We start from the raw sequence: 16,662 nt of genomic DNA on the forward strand, positions 1-16,662 counted from the left end.
CCGGACATGGAAAGTGGACGATGCCCGCCCCGGTACGGACGGCGCTGGTCGGCCTGCCGTTGGCCGGGTTCGCGATCGTGGGGCTGCTCGCACCGGTGCTGGCGCCGGCCGACCCGGCGGCCAACGATCTGTCGGCCAGTCTGCTGCCGCCGTCGGCGGCCCATCTGCTCGGCACCGACCAGCTGGGCCGTGACCAGCTCAGCCGGCTCCTGCACGGTGCGCGAATCTCACTCGTCGTCACGGCGGCGGTCCTGCTGGTCTCGGTGACCATCGGGGTGCTCGCCGGCGCTGTCGCCGGATACCTGGGTGGCTGGGTCGACCGAATCGTCGCCCGGGTCATCGACATGGCGGTCTCGCTACCGGGAATGCTGGTGGCGCTGGCGGTCATCGGCGTACGTGGCCCCGGTGTGGAGAATCTCGTCGTCGCGATGTCGCTGTGGACGTGGGCCCCGTACGCGCGGATCGCCCGCGCCCGCGTCGCGGGTCTGCGGGCCAGTCCGCACCTGGACGCGCTGCGGCTGCTCGGCGCCGGCCCGGTGCGCGTCATCGGCCGTCATCTGCTTCCGAGCGCCCTCGCCCCGTGCCTGGTCTATGCCAGCACCGACGTCGGCTCCATCGTCCTCGGCGTCGCCACGCTGAGCTTTCTCGGCCTCGGCATCCCACCACCGCAGGCGGAGTGGGGCCAGATGCTCATCGAAGGCCGGCCCTACCTGGCCTCGGCCTGGTGGCTGGCCTACCCGCCCGGAATCGCGATCACCGCCGTCGTGTTCGCGAGCAACCTGCTCGGCGAACGGCTGGCGGTCGGCGACGAGCGCCCGTCGGTGCTGCGTTGGATACTTCCGGCCCGGCTGCGGGTGCCGCGACCCAGGCGGCCGGGGCCCGGGGTGCCCGCAACCGGCAGCACGGAGACCACGGCCACCGTCACGTCGAGGGCCGCTGCCGACGACGACGTACTGCTGCGGGTGCGCGACCTGTCCGTCGCCTATCCACGCGACGGCGGCATCCGACGCGCCGTCGCCGACGTCTCCTACGCGGTACGCCGCGGCGAGACGCTGGCGATCGTCGGCGAGTCCGGCAGCGGCAAGACCACCTCGGCGTTGGCGCCGTTCGGCCTGCTGGACCCGGGCGCGCTCGTCGCCGGTTCCGCGCGGCTGCGGACCGGATCCACGGCACGTGAACTCATCGGACTCACATTTCGCCATCGCCGCCACGTCAACGGCCGCCAAGTCGGGGTGGTCTTCCAGGACAGTCTCGCCGTGTTCGATCCACTGCGCAGCATCGGTGCGCACGTCGACGAGGCGGTCCGCAACGCGGGCAGCCGAGGTCGGCGGGCTGCGGTCCGCCGGATCAGCGAGGAGCTGCTGCGCCTCGCCGGTCTGCCCGACCCGGCGACGGTCGCCGGCCAGTATCCCCACCAGCTCTCCGGCGGGATGCGGCAACGGGTCCAGATCGCCGTCGCGATCGCGGGTGAGCCGGAGCTGCTCGTCGCCGACGAACCGACCTCCGCGCTCGACGTCACCGTCCAGGCACGGCTGCTCGACCTGCTCGGGCAGCTCCGCGACGAGTTGCGCATGGCCATGGTCGTCGTCAGTCACGACCTGGCGGTGGTCACCCGGCTGGCCGACGCCGTGGCCGTGATGTACGCCGGCCGGATCGTGGAGTACGGGCCGCTCGACACCGTGGTGCGTCACCCCGACCATCCGTACACCCGGGGTCTGCTCGACGCCGTGCCGCGTCCCGGTGCGGCACCGGGCACCCGGTTCCGCACCATGCCGGGACGCTCCGGTGCCGGGCCGGACGACACGTCAGGTTGCGCGTTCGCTCCCCGGTGTCCGATCGCCGTAGCCGGATGCGGCCATGACCAGCCGGTACTGCTGCCGGTGGGACCGGTCCAGGCGCACCGCTCGGCGTGCCCCCGTACCCGTGCGGCCGGAGCGTCGCCGCCCCTTCTGGCACTCGGCGACCTGGACGGAGGCTGACCGATGCTGGAGATCGAACAGCTCACCGCCGACCACCCCCGGCGGCACGGCCGGGGCCGGCAGAGTGTGGTCGAGGACGTCACGCTCCGGGTCGCCGCCAGCGAGATCGTCGGGCTCGTCGGCGAATCGGGCTGCGGCAAGACGACCCTCGCCCGCGTGGTCACCGGACTGCACCGGCCCCGGGTCGGATCGGTGCGGTTCGACGGCGCCGACGTCCATGCCCTGCGCGGTCGCGCGCTGCGGGCACACCGGCGACAGGTCCAGATGGTGTTCCAGGACCCGTACCTGACCCTCAGCCCCGCTCAGACGGTGCGCCAGGCCCTCGCCGAGCCACTGCACATCCACCGGGTCGGCAACGGCCGGTCCCGCGCCGCACGGGTGGACGAGCTGCTCGACCTCGTCGGGCTCGGTCCTGCGGTCGGCGGACGCCGGCCCCGGCAGCTGTCCGGCGGTCAGCAGCAACGGGTGGCGATCGCCCGCGCGCTGGCGCTGGGACCACGCCTGCTGGTGTGCGACGAACCCGTCACCGCGCTCGACGTATCGGTGCAGGCGAAGATCCTCAACCTGCTGTGCGATCTGCGCGACCGGCTCGGCCTGGCCTGCCTGTTCATCTCCCACGACCTCGCCGTCGTCCGGCAACTTGCCAACCGCGTCGCGGTCATGCGGCACGGCCGCATCGTCGAGCAGGGACCGACCGGGCAGGTCACCGGCGACCCGCGCCACCCGTACACCCGGGCGTTGCTCGCGGCGACCCCCGCCATCGACCTCGGCGTCACCGACCGGTCCCGACGTCACGCGTCCGGCCCGGCCGGCTTGTCGTAGACGGTGACGTGGGTGCCGGTGCCGAGGTAGGGCTCCCGACGCCAGCCACCCCACCGGTGTCGACGGCGCAGGCCGGCGAGGCGGGCCATCAGGTCGAGTTCGGACGGCCAGGCGTAGCGCATCGACACCGGGGCAAGCCGCATGCCGTCGTTGCTGATCAGGATGTGCTGTCCGTCGAAACGCTGGTCGACGGGGTCGTGGCGGACCGCGACCAGGCGGACGTGGTCGTGGTCGACGCGGTGGGCGTCGACGCTCTGCTGCCGCTGGTAGCGGGCGAGGTCGGGTACCAGACACTCCAGCACGAACAGCCCGCCGGGCAGCAGCCGCCGGGCGACGTTGGCGAAGCACCGTACCTGGTCCTCCTGGGTCATCAGGAAGAAGAAGGTGGTGAAGACGACGAACACCGTGGCGAACCGGTCGTCGGTGCCGGGATCGACGTCGGCCATGTCGCCGATGGTGACGGGAATCCGGTCGCCGCCTGGCTTGGCCCGCATCCGGGCCACCATCGCCTCGGAGGCGTCGATGCCCCGCAGATCGATCCCGCGACCCGCCAACGGAACGGTGACCCGGCCGGTGCCGACCGCCAGTTCGAGGACCGGCCCGGCCGGCCCGTGCCCGATCAGGTCGGCCAGGCAGTCGACGGCATCGGTCGGGTCGAGGTCGGCGTGCCACTCGTCGTAGACGTCGGCGTTGCGCTCACCGTAGGTCTCCGGTCCGTACGTGGTCATGAGGCTCCTGTCCGAGGCTTCAGTGCAGCGGTCGCATGTCGTGGGTGACGGTGCCGGCGGCGGCCAGCGAGTGGTAGAGGCCGATCTCGGCGGTGTGCCCCTCGGCCATCACCAGGGCGGTGCAGCCGCGTTGGTCGGCGAGGTGGACGATCCGGTCACCGACCTGGGCGGTCGGAAAGAACTCCGGGCCGCCGGGGAACAGCGGTAGCCGCTCGGGTCCGCGCCAGCCGGCGAGTCGGCCCGGCGCCGGTGGATGCAGGAACGTCATGCCGTAGCCACGGTCGGCGCTCAGTGGGGCGTCGAGCAGCCGGGGCCGGCGGCCGAGCGCGATGTCGGTCACCGCGGCGTACACGTTCACTCCGAGCGACCGGCACATCATCTCCCCGATGACCGCGCCGGCGATCCGACCGTTGATCTCCACGACCTCCGGGCCGGCCGGGGTCTGGGCGAACTCGGTGTGTGCCACGCCGTCGGTGAACCCGACCGCAGCGAGGACCTCCCCTATCCAGGTCGCCAGCCGGTCCGACTCGGCCGGCGGGAACGCGACCGGAAAGGCGACGGCCTCCTCCCGGCGGACAGGTTCGGGGGTGTGAATGTGCACAGCGATCCCGAGCAGTCTGGTGTGCCCACGCCAGCTGACGGTCTCGGCGCTGTACACCGGGCCCGGGAAGTACGGTTCGACCACCAGGTGTCGACCCAGCAGGGTGGCTTCGGCGACCTCGCGGGCGGTCCGGTCGCGTTCGGCGTCGTCGCGGATCAGCCACACCGACCGGGACGATGTGCCCGCCGAGTCCTTCACTATCACCGGGTAGCCGATCGCCGCGACCGCCCCGGCGACCGCCTCGCCGGTGGGCTCCACGCGGAGCGCGTCGGCGCGGCTGAGTCCGGCCCGGTGCAGCAGGGTACGGACCTGTGCCTTGTCCCGCAGAGTGTGGGCTACCTGCGGGCCGAGCGTGGCCAGGCCGTACCGGGCCGCCAGCGTCGCACCGGGCAGCATCCACGTGTCGGTGGAGTTGACCAGCCCGGCGAGGTCGGGCAGCCGGTCGAGCACGGCGGCGCAGGCGGCCACGTCGGTGGTGTCGACGTCGATCACCGTCACGTCGTCGGGTCCGAGCCGGTCGAGTTCGTACGCGTAGATCGACCGGTCCCCGGTGAGCAGGCACAGCCGGTGCCCGGACTCGGCGGCGGCGTCGCGCAGCCGGGCGAGGCCGAACGTCAACGCCTCCAGCGACACGATGGTCACGCCCCCGCCTCCTCGGCCTGCCGGGGACGGCTCGCCTGCGCAGGACGGCTCGCCTGCACGATCAGCCGCTGCGCGTGATTGTCGTACGGTTCACCGGCGAAGCCGCCGAAGCAGGTGATGCCGGTGAATCCGGCGGTGTCCAGCATGGTGCGGATCTCGGCGGCGCTGTAGACGAACTGTTCGAAGTACGCGTGCCGGGCGGTGTCGCCCCGGATCAGGGTCCAGTCGCTACGAAACCGGGTCCAGTCGTCCAGGATGGTGTCCCGCATGACCAGATGTCCGCCGCTCACCTCGACGACCTTCGGGGTGCCCGCCCACCGGGCGAAGATCTCCTTGCTGAACAGATCCAGCAAAAGTCGCCCGCCTGGCACCAGGCTCTGCCAGGCGTTGCGCAGTACGAGCTGGTTCTGGGCCGGGTCGGTGAAATACCCGAACGAGGTGTACATGCTGATGATCAGGTCGTAGCTGTCCCGCTCGACGAACTCCCGCATGTCGGCGCGGACCAGACGTAGCGTCACTCCGGCCTGCTCGCCGGCGAGGTCGGCTCGGTCCAGCATGGTCGCGCTCAGGTCCACCCCGGTGACCAGGGCACCGCGTGCGGCGAGCGGCACGGCGTAGGTACCTGGACCGCAGCCGAGGTCCAGCACTCTGGTCCCGGCTGCGACCTCCAGCAGCGGCGAGGTCGCCACCCAGTTCCGGGCCTCCTGCTGACGGTGCGGGGCGAACAACGCGCCGGCGAAGTCCACCCAGAACCCGTCGTCTGCAAACCACTCCATCGGCAGCTCCGAACTCATGCGACGACTGACGCCTTGCAGGTCGCTCAACGACGTGCGGAAGTTCCCCGCCGACCGAAGAAAACTGATTACCTCCACATCAGGGTGAAGCAAATGAATCCTGGATCATTATATCGATGTCGGACATTGTCCAGCGCTCGACTACCAGCGTCCTGATTCGCACGACAACAGGAACCAATCCACCACTCGGAGCGACCAACATGTCAACGGAACGCCTCGACACCGAGCAGGCACATTCTCCAACGACAATGTGATGAACATCAGAGGAGCGATCAGCCCATGCCGTCCACGGGCCCGTCGACGCCCCCGCCGCCGGTACACCTGCACGTCACAGACGCCATCAAGACACCGAGCCTCATCCGCCTGTCGGACACCATGATCCTGGCCCGGTTCGAGACCCTGAAGGTCTACGCCGCCCTCGGCGCGGTACGGGCCCTGCTGGCGGCGGGGACCGTCCGCCCCGGCGACACCCTCGTCGACAGCTCCAGCGGAATTTACGCCCTCGCGCTGGCCATGGCCTGTCACCGGTACGGACTGCGCTGCCACATCGTCGCCTCGACCACGGTGACCCCGACCATCCGGTCGCAGTTGGAGATCCTCGGCGCCACCGTGCACCAGATGCCCGTCGAGAGCGATCTGCGACTGGACCAGCACCGACGCGTGGCGCGGATACGGGAGCTCCTGCGCGCCAACCCCGGCATGCACTGGATGCGCCAGTACCACGACCCGGTGCACCGACTCGGCTATGCCGAACTGGCGACACTCGTCCGGGCCGCCGTACCGCAGGTCCCGCTGACCCTCGTCGCCAGCGTCGGCACCGGTGCGTCCAGCGCCGGACTGATTCTGCCGATCCGCGCCCACGACCCGTCGACCCGGCTCGTAGGTGTCCAACCGTTCGGCAGCGTCAGCTTCGGCAGTGAACGGTTTCCGGATCCGGACGCGATCATCGCCGGGATCGGCAGCGCCATCCCTTTCGACAACGTCCACCACGAACTGTACGACCAGGTGCACTGGATCGGCTTTCGCCACGCCATGGCCGGCACCATCGCGCTGATGCGGTCTCATGCGGTCTTCGCCGGCCTCTCCACCGGTGCGGCGTACCTCGCAGCGCGGTGGGAGGCCCGCCGTCACCCGGAACGGGTGCATCTGCTGATCGGAGCCGACACCGGCCATCGGTACGTCGACAAGGTCTTCGCCCGCCACCGCGAAGCCCTCGACATGGAGACGTTGGAGCCGGTGGAGATTGCCTCTCTCGACGAGCTGGCCCCGCCCTGGTCGACCTTGCCGTGGGCGCGACGCGCCCATCCGCCGTCAGCCGGCCAGGACCTGCACCCCGCCGCCGTCACCGGCGGCCCAGGAACAGACCGGCCCGCAACAGACCGGCCCGCGACGGCCGGATGAGCGCAGCTAGGAACCCTGCTGCGGTACGCGGCGTCCCAGCCATCGCCCGACAGTGAGCACCAGCACCGGAAGGATGACACACTGGGCGGCGACGACCAGCCAGAAGCCGGGTAGGAACCCGACTTGTTCGAACGCCCCGTACACGCTGCCCCCGGCGACGCCACTGAGGAACGAACCGACCCCCACCGCGAGCCGTTGCTGGCCGAAGGCCACCGTCGCCGACCTTCTCGACCCCGCCAACGCTTCGAGGTCGTTCTTGAGGAACAACACGGCGCTGCCGGCGCTGATCGCGGCGACCCCGCAGACCACCGCCGGACCGTTGCCAACCGCGAACGCGGCCATCCCGGTCGCCAGGGCACCGAATCCGATGGCCATCGCCGCCGGGTAGCTCATCCTCCCCACCCGCTCGGCGACCAGGGGCTGCACCACCACCAGGCCGAGCGAATAGCCCATCATCGCCGCCCCGAACAACAGGGTCGCCATCCGGCCCTGGGCGTAACTGGAGAGGTACTGGTAGAACTGCATGTGCACGTAGAACGACACGGCGGTGACGACGAACGGCAGCACCGCCACCCCGTGCAGCATCCGCCGGAACGGCTCCACCGGTGGCGCGTCGGCGACCTGCCGCTCCCGGCGGAGAAAGACGTGACCGAGCGCCACACCGGCGTACACCGTCGTCACGGCCGCGAACATCACGGTCGGCCGGTGCACGAACAACGCCCCCACCACCGGCCCCACCGCTATACCGAGGTTGCCTGCGGCGTTGCCTGCCGACACCAGCCGGGGCCGCTGCTCGTCGCCCACCTCGTGCACCAGATAGCTGCGGTACGCCGGCGAGTACAGTGATCCGCCGCCGGAGATGAGCAACAGGCCGGCGACGGTCAGCACCGGGAACCGCTGTCCCGCGAGGAACGCCGCCCCGCCGAGGCTGTACAGCGTGAGGGCCGCCACCAGGGCCCGCTTGAGACCGACCCGCTCGGCCACCGCAGCGGTCGCCGGGGCGCTGGCGAACTGCACCAGGGTCGCCGCCCCGAGCACCACCCCGACCTGCGCCATGCCCACGCCCATGCGTTCCCGCAGCAGCACGGCCAGGTACGGATAGATCGAGAACGAGCCGACGTTGACCAGGAATCCGCCGATCAGCACGGCCCACTGGGCCCGGGTGAAGGAACCCCTGCGCAACGCCGACCAGGGGCGGTTGCCCGCAGCCGCGCGGGGGGTGGCCGGTGCGGCCATCAGTCGGCCGGCCCGCCGTCGGATCGGACACCGACCCCGGTCGACGGGTCGACGCCGCCGAAGGCATGCTGGTCGGACGGCAGCACGCCCAGCCCTGGGGCGTCGCCGAGAACGATCCGCCCCTGGTCGAGGCCCAGCCCCCGGAACGGGGGGTCGCGCAGGAGGAACTGGCTGTCGATGTCGATGCGCTCGGCCAGCGGGGCCAGTAGGGCGGCCTGGCTCAGCGCTAGCTCCGACTCGCAGTTGCAGCTGAGCATCACCGACAGGCCCGCCTGGCGGGCGGCCTCCATCACCCGTCGGGTGGCCCGGACCCCGCCGGACTTGGCCAACTTGACCACCACCCCGTCGGCCAGGCCGGCGGCCGCCCGGACACTGTCCACGTCGGTGCAGCCTTCGTCCAGGAAGACCGGCAGCCGGTCGGGCAGCTCACGGTAGCGGCGGTACGCCTCGACCGCGTCTCTCGGGAACGGCTGCTCGACGAGCTGGATGTCGAGGGCACGCAGGGCCGGGGTCAGTTCCTGCGCGGTCCGCAGGTCCCACGCCTCGTTGGGGTCGATCCGCACCGGCAGGTCGGTGACCGCGCGGACGGCGGCCAGCCGGTCGAGGTCCTCGGCGCCGCGCACCTTGATCTTGAACGCGCCGACCGGCGGCGCGTTCGCGACCAGTTCCAGGGTCTGCGCGACGCTGCCGAGCCCGATCGTGTACCCGGTCGGCTCGGGCAGGATGCGCGGTACGCCGTACAACTGCCATGTCGGCACGCCGGCGGACCGGCCCACCCAGTCGTGCACCGCGCCGTCGAGTGCCATCCGCGCGCCGACCGGTCCGTCCCAGTCGGCCACCCGGTCCAGGACCCGGTCCGGATCGGACAGGTCCGGGCCGAGGACGTCTCTGCCGTGTTCGGCGACCGCCGCGACGACCTGCTCGACGGTTTCGCCGTGCGCCCAGGCCGGTGTGCCCTCACCCAGGCCGGTGACGCCGTCGTGGACGACGGCGACGAGGCAGGTGTCCGTCGAGTCGTAGGAGTGCTGTGAACTCCGGAACACCGTCAACAGGCGCAGGGTCATCCGACGGACGTCGAGCTCCATGCGGATCAGCTTGTCACGCACCACGCCGATAATCCACGGTGATCGATCTGGCGTCCGGGTCAGGGACGGCAGAGGATCTCGCCGTGCAGGATGGCGAACCAGCCGTCGGGCGCGTCGGCCCAGCGGAGCCAGCCGGCGGAGAGGCGCTGCAGGTCGGCGGGGGTGGCGGTGCCGGCGGCGAGGATCTGCCGGGCCATCTCGGAGGCGACGATGCGCTCCGACCACATGGTCCCCCACCAGCGGCGGTCCTCGTCGGTGGCGTAGCACCAGGCGGAGGCGCCGGGCGTGACGTCACCGAACCCGGCGGCCCGCGCCCAGGAGAGCAGGCGGCGACCGGCGTCCGGTTCGCCGCCGTTGGCGCGGGCGGTCGCCTGGTAGAGCGCGAGCCATTCGTCGAGCTCGGGTACGGCGGGGTGCCAGGCGAAACGGTCGTAGTCACTGTCGCGGGCCGCGACCACTCCCCCGGGCCGGCAGACGCGGCGCATCTCGGCGAGCGCGCGGACCGGGTCGCCGACGTGCTGGAGGACCTGGTGGGCGTGGACCACGTCGAACGCGTCGTCGGGGAAGGGCAGATCGTGTACGTCGGCCGTGGTGAAGTCGACAGTCGTGACGCCCCGGGCCTGCGCCTCGGCGCGGGACAGGGCGAGCGCTTCGTCGGTGACCTCGGTGGCGGTGACCCGGCCGGGAGCGACGAGCGCGGCGAGGTCCATGGTGATGGTGCCGGGACCGGCGCCGATGTCGAGCAACGCCTGGCCGGGCCGCAGGTGCGGCAGCAGGTACGCGGCCGAGTTCTCGGCGGTACGCCAGCGGTGGGAGCGCAGCACCGACTCGTGATGACCGTGCGTGTATACAGCTGACATGCTCCGACGATAGACCGGCTGTCTCGCAATTCGGGAGCAGCTTCCCACATTATGGCCACCGCGGGATCACGACGGTACGCGGCTCAGCTGACCCGGGGCGGCCGGTTCTCCTGAATCCACCGCTCGACATCGGCGCGAAGCCAAACCTCACCCTGTTTGAGCTTCGCAACCGGCAGCGGGAAGGTTCGAGACCTGGTGATGGTGTACGTGCGTTGACGGGACAGCGGGCCGCCTGGCTGGCCCAGCATCTCGGCTATCTCAGCGCTGCCGACCAGGTCGATGTCCACACTCTCGCAAGTTAGGCTGCAGGCAACCGCACTTGACGGTTGCCCGTAATTGTTTCACCCTGTTGGGTATGACTGGCAGGGGTGACGGCCGACGGGCCGGGGCGTACAACGGGAGAGCCGCCCGGACGGCGGGCATCAACGCGCAGGCCGGCGGGACGGCCCTGCTGCGGCGGCAGGTGGGACGGTGCCTGGCGGCGTTGCGGTACGAGGCCGGGCTGTCCCAGGACGTCGCCGCCGACAAGCTGCGACGCGGCAACAGCACGCTCTGGCGAATCGAGGCCGGCGACCCGCGGGTGCGCTGGACCGAAGCGGACATGTCAGCGATGTGCCGGCTGTACCGGGCCGACGACGAGACCCGGGAACGGCTGCTCGCCCTCGCGGCGGAGATCGACCGCCCCAGCGGCGGGCGCTGGTGGCACGACGGGCTGGCCGGACTGCCGATCGACGCCGACCCGTACCCGGTGTTCGAACAGTCCGCGACGCTCATCCGCTGCTACGGCCAGGCGACGCTGCCGGACCTGCTGCAGACCCCGGGGTACGCCGAGGCGCTGCTGCGCTGCCCGGCCGGTCTGCGCAGCGACGACGACATCGCCGCCCGCCTCGACCAGCTGGCGGCGCGGCAGCGGCACCTGCTGACCCACCCGCATCCGCCGGCGGTGCAGGCGATCGTCGGCGAGGGGGCGCTGCGGCGTACCGTCGGCAACGACGCGACGGCGCGGGCGCAACTCGACCACCTGCGGGCGCTCGCGATCAGGCCGGGGATCTCGGTACGGGTCCTGCCGCTGTCCGGCGGCGCGCACGCCGGCATGACCAACCCGTTCACCCTGCTGCGCTTCGCCGCCGCCACGACGGTCCCCGGACGGCGGCCGGCCGGGTCGGGGCTGGTCCGGCTCGACACCCTGACCGGGACGATGCACCTCGACCAGCCGGCGCACGTCGTTGCGTACGAGCGGGTCTGGTCCGACCTGGCCGCCCGGGCGCAGCCGATACCCGACGGCAACGGGTCGGCAAAGTGACCGAAACCACAGCGGCGTCTACTCCGGGGTGACTCACCAACGGTGAGGCGCACCTAGGGTTCCGCCGCCGCCGGGCAGCCAGGCACGGGCAGCCGGGGACGGGACAGGTCCGAGAGGTGCAGGCGTCGGGCCGCCAGCGTGGCGGGCGGCGTTCCACGGCGGGACAAAAGCCCGGGAGGCAGCCGGATGTCTGGCTGTGCCTCAGCCAGGCCCTCATTCGGAGGTGCCCCGTGGGCTTGCACCACCATCATCACCACAATCACCAGCACCGCGACCAGCAGCCCAGCGACCAACCCGAGCTGCACGGCAACTACGGCCCGGAGGCAGCGTACGCGGTCGCCCGCGAGGCCGAACTGCCCACCACCAAGTGGGAAGAGGAGATCGCCCGGGGCCTGGAGTACGGCCTGCCCGGTGCCGATTCGATCGTCGACAAGCGGATCCCGACGTTCTCCCGTGGCGAGCTGCCGCACTTCGCCGGGATCAACACCTTCCTGAAGGCACCGTACGTCGAGGACGTGCGCCGCTGCGGCGAGTACGACGTGGCGGTGCTCGGCGCGCCGTTCGACGGTGGCACGACGTACCGCTCGGGAACCCGGTTCGGGCCGCAGGGTATCCGCAAGATCTCCGCGCTGTACGGGCCGTACTCGTTCGAACTCGGCGTCGACCTGCGCGAGTCGATCACGATCGCCGACCTCGGTGACGTCTTCACCATCCCGGCGAACATCGAGAAGACCTTCGACCAGATCTCCAAGGCGGTCAGCCACGTCTACTCCTCCGGGGCCTTCCCGGTGGTGCTCGGCGGGGACCACTCGATCGGCTACCCGACGGTGCGCGGGGTCGCCGAACACCTCGACGGCAACCTGGGCATCATCCACTTCGACCGGCACGTCGACACCCAGGAGACCGACCTCGACGAGCGGATGCACACCACCCCGTGGTTCCACGCCACCGACATCCCGAACGTGCCGCCGAAGAACCTGGTGCAGATCGGCATCGGCGGCTGGCAGGCGCCCCGCCCCGGGGTCAAGGTCGGCCGGGAACGCGGCACCACGATCATGACGGTCACCGACTGCGTCGAGATGGGCATCGAGGCCGCCGCCGAGAAGGCCCTCGAAGTCGCCTGGGACGGCGCCGAGGCGGTCTGGCTGTCGTTCGACGTGGACTGCCTGGACGCCGCGTTCGTGCCCGGCACCGGCTGGCCCGAACCGGGCGGCTTCCTGCCCCGCGAAGTCCTCAAGTTCATCCAGCTGATCGCCGAACGGCCGTTGGCGGGCATCGAGGTGGTGGAGTGCTCGCCGCCGTACGACAACGCCGAGATCACCTCGCTGATCGCCACCCGGGTCATCTGCGACACCCTCGGCTGTCTGGTCCGCGCCGGGCACCTGCCGCGCCATCGAGCCACTGAGCGCTGAGCCGACGCGGCGCCGATCCCCCGTAGTTTCCCTTCCGCAGGAGGACATAGAGATGCGACGTACCCCCAAATTTTCCCGCCGTTCCACCACCCGGAGGCTGATCGCCGCCGCCTGCGCGACGACGCTGCTGGTGAGCGCCGCCGGCTGCGGCGGTGATGACGGTTCCGCCGACGACGGCGACGGCTCGACCACCGTACGGCTGGGGTTCAGCGCCTGGCCGGGCTGGTTCCCCTGGCAGGTCGCCGAGGAACAGGGTCTGTTCGAGGAGAACGGGGTCGACGTCGAGTTGACCTACTTCGACAGTTACACCGACAGCCTGACCGCGCTGGCCACCGGCAACCTGGACGCCAACAGCCAGACCCTCAACGACACGCTGTCGTCGGTCAGCGGCGGCGCGGCGCAGACCGTGGTGCTGGTCAACGACAACTCGACCGGCAACGACCAGATCATCGCCGCGCCGGGGATCGACTCGGTGGCCGACCTGGCCGGTAAGCGGATCGCGATCGAGGAGGGTACGGTCGACCACTACCTGCTGTTGTTGGCGTTGGCCGAGGCCGGGCTGAGCGCCGACGACGTCGAGATCAGTCCGTTGCTGACCGACGCGGCCGCCGCCGCGTTCCTGGCCGGGCAGGTCGACGCGGTCGGGGCGTTCGCCCCGTTCACCACGACCGCGCTGGGCCGCGAGGGCAGCACCGCGATCGTCACATCGGCGGACTTCCCCGGGGCGATCCCGGACCATCTGGTGTTCGACTCGGAGTTCGTGGCCGACCATCCGGAGCAGGTCCAGGCGGTGGTGGACACCTGGTTCGACACCCTGGACTGGATCGCCGACAACCCGGACGAGGCGGTCGAGATCATGGCGGCGCAGGCCGGGGTCAGCGTCGAGGACTACCGCACGTACGACGCCGGGACGACGATCTTCGACCTGGCCGACAACCAGGCGGCGTTCGAGCCGGGCGACACCCCGGCCAACCTGGACTTCCAGGCCCGCTCGATCGCCGAGTTCCTGGTGGAGACCGGTCTGGTCGACGAGGCACCGCCGCTGGACGGGCTGCTCGACGGACAGTTCGTGGGGGCGGTGTCGCCGTGACCGTCGCCCCGGCCCAGGCGACCGCGAACGGCGGCCCGGACGACACCCACGGGACCGCGACCAGCGATGCGGACGCGGACCGGGCGTCGTGGGGGCCGCTGCCGCGGCGGCGTCCGGCCCGCCCGGTGCCGGCGCTGCTGGCCATCCGTACGCCGATCCCGGCGGCCGGCCGGTGGACGTTGACGGTCGCCTCGATCGTGGTGCCGCTGGCCGCCTGGCAGATCGGCAGCGTGCTGGTCGACGGGCGGCCGGACTTCCTGCCGTCGCCGCTGGAGTCGGTGGCGGCCGGGGTGGAGATGGCCCGGACAGGTCAACTGTGGACCGACACCGCCGCGACCGTCGGCCGGGTGTTGCGCGGTTTCGGCCTGGCGGTGGCGGTGTCGGTGCCGCTCGGCCTGCTGATGGGCAGCTTCCAGGCCGGCCGGGCGGCGTTGGAACCGATGATCGGCCTGCTGCGCTACCTGCCGGCCAGCGCGTTCATCCCGTTGCTGATCATCTGGTTGGGGTTGGGTGAGCCGTCCAAGGTGGCGTTGATCTTCATCGCGACGGTCTTCTTCAACACGCTGATGACCGCCAACGTTGTTCGGACCGTGCCGGCCGGGCTGATCGACGTGTCGTACACCCTCGGTGCCCGACGGTTCGAGGTGCTGCGCAAGGTGATCGTGCCGCATTCGCTGCCCGGCATGATCGACTCTATCCGGGTGAACGCGGCGGCCGCCTGGAACTTCGTAGTGGTCGCCGAGCTGATCAACGCCCAGTCCGGGCTGGGCTACCGGATCGTCCGGTCGCAGCGGTTCAACCAGCTCGACAACATCTTCGCCGTACTGATCGTGATCGCCCTGATCGGGGTGGCGATCGATCTGGCGTTGCGGACCACCCGCGACCGGGTCGGGAGGTGGGCGGTATGACCGCGACCGAAGCCGCCGGCACAGACGCGGGCGCGGTGCCGGCCGCCGACGCACCGCTGGTGCGGCTCGACGGCGTCGGCAAGGACTTCCGGACCGCCGGGGGCGGGTCGCTGCGCGCGCTCGACGGCGTGGATCTGGCGGTACGCCGAGGCGAGTTCGTCTGCCTGGTCGGCGCATCCGGGTCGGGCAAGTCCACCCTGCTGTCGCTGATCGCCGGGCTGTCCACGCCGAGCCGGGGCACCGTGCTGCTCGACGGTGCGCCGGTCACCGGGCCGGGTCCGGACCGGGGGCTGGTGCTGCAGAGCGGTGCCGTGTATCCGTGGCGGACGGTGGAACGCAACGTCGCGTTCGGGCTGGAGCTGCTGCCGGTCAGTCGGGCCGAACGGGCCCGGCGGGTCGCCTGGTACCTGGCCGAGACCGGGTTGACCGGGCTGCGGCACGCGCTGCCGAAGCAGCTCTCCGGCGGGCAGCGTCAGCGGGTGGCGATCGCCCGGGCGCTGGCCTGCGAACCGCGAGTGCTGCTGCTCGACGAGCCGTTCGGTGCCCTCGATGTGCAGACCAAGGAGGACATGCAGTTGTTGGTCCGCCGGGTGTGGGCCGACACCGGCACCACGGTGGTGATGGTGACCCACGACGTCGAGGAGGCGGTCTTCCTCGGCCAACGGGTGGTGGTGCTGGCCAGCGACCCGGGCCGGGTCGCCGCCGACCTGCCGGTGCAGCTGCCGCCGGACCGCGACGGCGTGCCCCGGGACCTGGCCGTGAAACGGCTGCCGGAGTTCCTGACGCTGCGGGCCGAGGTGGAGGACCGGGTCCGCGCCTACCACCAGCGGCACGCCGCCACCGGGTCCGGCGGCTGACGGTGACCGCCGACTGACGTCGGCCGGGTTCGACGGCTCGGGCTCAGGCAGGGCCGATCAGGTCCCACCGGTTGCCGGCGATGTCGACGAAGACCACCACCCGGCCGTACGGTTCGGTGCGCGGCGCGGTTACGAACCGCACATCGTGGTCCACCATCCGCTGGTACGCGGCCTCGAAGTCGTCCACCCGGAGGAAGAAGCCGACCCGACCGGCCGTCTGGTTGCCAACCGCCGCCCGCTGGGCGTCGCCGTCGGCGCGGGCCAGCAGGATGCCGGTCTCGGCACCGGGCGGCCGCACCACCACCCACCGCTTGGGGCGACCGTCGTTGGTCGGCGACGGGGAGTCCTCGACCAGATCGAAGCCGAGGACGGTGGTGAAGAAGTCGATGGCCGGGTCGTAGTCGTCGACGACGATGGCGGTGAGCGAAATGTGCACGCCCGCAGCGTAGGACTTCAGCCGGTCGGTTCGCGGCGGCGGGCACCGGGGCCGGGGCGGGGAAGTACGTCGCGGGTGTCGGCGACGTCGTGGCCGGCGGCGCAGCGCATCGTGACGCCGACCTCGGCCCCGCAGTCGCGGTGCGCGACGGCGAGCGGGGAGCCGTCCGGGTCGACGCAGTACCGGTCGCCCCACTGCAGCAGGGCGACCAGCACCGGCCACAGGTCGAGGCCCTTACCGGTGAGCCGGTACTCGTAGCGTTGCCGCTCCCCCGGTTCCTGGTACGGGTGCCGGCGCAGCAGGCCCTGGTCGACCAGCATGGTGAGCCGGTTGGTCAGCACCTGGCGGGGCACGCCGGTGCGCTCGCGCATCTGGTCGAACCGGCGTACGCCGTTGAAGACCTCGCGGAGCACGACGACGGTCCACCGCTCGCCGATGATCTCCATGGTGCGGGCGATGGTGCAGTTGTCGATGGACCAGTCGAGCGCGGTAGGTCTCACCCCGACCA

Annotated in this window: 17 protein-coding genes; 8 read left to right on the forward strand and 9 right to left on the reverse strand. The window is 71.3% G+C overall.

The window, feature by feature from the left end:
* Window positions 1-20 precede the first annotated feature (20 nt).
* Both O7543_RS07495 and O7543_RS07500 read left to right on the forward strand, forming a co-directional pair.
* Window positions 21-1,979 (forward strand): dipeptide/oligopeptide/nickel ABC transporter permease/ATP-binding protein, encoded by a 1,959-nt coding sequence (locus O7543_RS07495; protein ID WP_281554512.1) that lies wholly within the window; start codon window positions 21-23, stop codon window positions 1,977-1,979.
* A 3-nt stretch (window positions 1,980-1,982) separates the two neighbouring features.
* A complete protein-coding gene (locus O7543_RS07500; RefSeq protein WP_281554511.1) occupies window positions 1,983-2,801 on the forward strand; it encodes an ATP-binding cassette domain-containing protein in 819 nt (272 codons plus the stop codon).
* On the opposite strand, the gene O7543_RS07505 is transcribed toward O7543_RS07500, so the two are convergent.
* The 3 genes from O7543_RS07505 to O7543_RS07515 are packed head-to-tail and all read right to left on the reverse strand — an operon-like array spanning window position 2,771 to window position 5,548.
* The gene (locus tag O7543_RS07505) at window positions 2,771-3,529 is read right to left on the reverse strand and encodes a class I SAM-dependent methyltransferase (RefSeq protein WP_281554510.1); all 759 of its coding nucleotides are present in this window, start codon (window positions 3,527-3,529) and stop codon (window positions 2,771-2,773) included. The genes O7543_RS07500 and O7543_RS07505 overlap by 31 nt on opposite strands.
* Before the next feature lie 19 nt (window positions 3,530-3,548).
* The gene (locus tag O7543_RS07510; protein WP_281554509.1) at window positions 3,549-4,772 is read right to left on the reverse strand and encodes an ATP-grasp domain-containing protein; all 1,224 of its coding nucleotides are present in this window, start codon (window positions 4,770-4,772) and stop codon (window positions 3,549-3,551) included.
* Window positions 4,769-5,548, reverse strand: coding sequence for a class I SAM-dependent methyltransferase (locus tag O7543_RS07515; RefSeq protein ID WP_281554508.1), 780 nt, complete (start codon window positions 5,546-5,548; stop codon window positions 4,769-4,771). Before O7543_RS07515 ends, O7543_RS07510 begins: the two co-directional genes overlap by 4 nt.
* A gap of 297 nt (window positions 5,549-5,845) precedes the next feature.
* Between O7543_RS07515 and O7543_RS07520 the strand changes: the two genes are divergently transcribed.
* Window positions 5,846-6,967, forward strand: a complete 1,122-nt coding sequence (locus O7543_RS07520) for a pyridoxal-phosphate dependent enzyme (RefSeq protein WP_281554507.1) — start codon at window positions 5,846-5,848, stop codon at window positions 6,965-6,967.
* Window positions 6,968-6,973: 6 nt separating this feature from the next.
* Here the strand turns inward: O7543_RS07520 and O7543_RS07525 are convergent, their stop codons facing one another.
* The 4 genes from O7543_RS07525 to O7543_RS07540 form a co-directional block, all read right to left on the reverse strand.
* Window positions 6,974-8,203: an MFS transporter gene (locus tag O7543_RS07525; RefSeq protein WP_281554506.1), complete on the reverse strand. Its 1,230-nt coding sequence runs from the start codon at window positions 8,201-8,203 to the stop codon at window positions 6,974-6,976.
* Window positions 8,203-9,309: an enolase C-terminal domain-like protein gene (locus tag O7543_RS07530; protein ID WP_281554505.1), complete on the reverse strand. Its 1,107-nt coding sequence runs from the start codon at window positions 9,307-9,309 to the stop codon at window positions 8,203-8,205. Before O7543_RS07530 ends, O7543_RS07525 begins: the two co-directional genes overlap by 1 nt.
* Before the next feature lie 38 nt (window positions 9,310-9,347).
* A complete protein-coding gene (locus tag O7543_RS07535) occupies window positions 9,348-10,148 on the reverse strand; it encodes a class I SAM-dependent methyltransferase (protein ID WP_281554504.1) in 801 nt (266 codons plus the stop codon).
* 83 nt (window positions 10,149-10,231) lie between these two features.
* On the reverse strand, window positions 10,232-10,435 hold the full coding sequence (locus O7543_RS07540; RefSeq protein WP_348650086.1) for a hypothetical protein: 204 nt from the start codon (window positions 10,433-10,435) through the stop codon (window positions 10,232-10,234).
* Between the two features lie 68 nt (window positions 10,436-10,503).
* Here O7543_RS07540 and O7543_RS07545 point away from each other — a divergent pair, with 68 nt between their 5' ends.
* The 5 genes from O7543_RS07545 to O7543_RS07565 all read left to right on the forward strand — a co-directional run bounded on the left by O7543_RS07545 (window position 10,504) and on the right by O7543_RS07565 (window position 15,718).
* Window positions 10,504-11,451, forward strand: a complete 948-nt coding sequence (locus tag O7543_RS07545) for a helix-turn-helix transcriptional regulator (RefSeq protein ID WP_281554503.1) — start codon at window positions 10,504-10,506, stop codon at window positions 11,449-11,451.
* Window positions 11,452-11,681: 230 nt separating this feature from the next.
* On the forward strand, window positions 11,682-12,863 hold the full coding sequence (locus O7543_RS07550) for an agmatinase family protein (protein WP_281554502.1): 1,182 nt from the start codon (window positions 11,682-11,684) through the stop codon (window positions 12,861-12,863).
* Window positions 12,864-12,915: 52 nt separating this feature from the next.
* On the forward strand, window positions 12,916-13,953 hold the full coding sequence (locus tag O7543_RS07555; RefSeq protein ID WP_281554501.1) for an ABC transporter substrate-binding protein: 1,038 nt from the start codon (window positions 12,916-12,918) through the stop codon (window positions 13,951-13,953).
* A complete protein-coding gene (locus O7543_RS07560; RefSeq protein WP_281554500.1) occupies window positions 13,950-14,861 on the forward strand; it encodes an ABC transporter permease in 912 nt (303 codons plus the stop codon). Before O7543_RS07555 ends, O7543_RS07560 begins: the two co-directional genes overlap by 4 nt.
* Window positions 14,858-15,718 carry an ABC transporter ATP-binding protein gene (locus tag O7543_RS07565; RefSeq protein ID WP_281554499.1) on the forward strand — a complete coding sequence of 287 codons (861 nt, stop codon included), beginning with the start codon at window positions 14,858-14,860 and terminating at the stop codon, window positions 15,716-15,718. The genes O7543_RS07560 and O7543_RS07565 overlap by 4 nt, the downstream gene beginning before the upstream one ends.
* A gap of 43 nt (window positions 15,719-15,761) precedes the next feature.
* Here the strand turns inward: O7543_RS07565 and O7543_RS07570 are convergent, their stop codons facing one another.
* Both O7543_RS07570 and O7543_RS07575 read right to left on the reverse strand, forming a co-directional pair.
* Window positions 15,762-16,154: a VOC family protein gene (locus tag O7543_RS07570; protein ID WP_281554498.1), complete on the reverse strand. Its 393-nt coding sequence runs from the start codon at window positions 16,152-16,154 to the stop codon at window positions 15,762-15,764.
* A 17-nt stretch (window positions 16,155-16,171) separates the two neighbouring features.
* Entirely contained in the window at window positions 16,172-16,654 is a 483-nt protein-coding gene (locus tag O7543_RS07575) for a helix-turn-helix domain-containing protein (protein WP_281554497.1), read from the reverse strand.
* Between the last annotated feature and the right edge of the window lie 8 nt (window positions 16,655-16,662).

This window comes from Solwaraspora sp. WMMA2080 (genome assembly GCF_027497395.1).
Lineage (GTDB): Bacteria > Actinomycetota > Actinomycetes > Mycobacteriales > Micromonosporaceae > Micromonospora_E.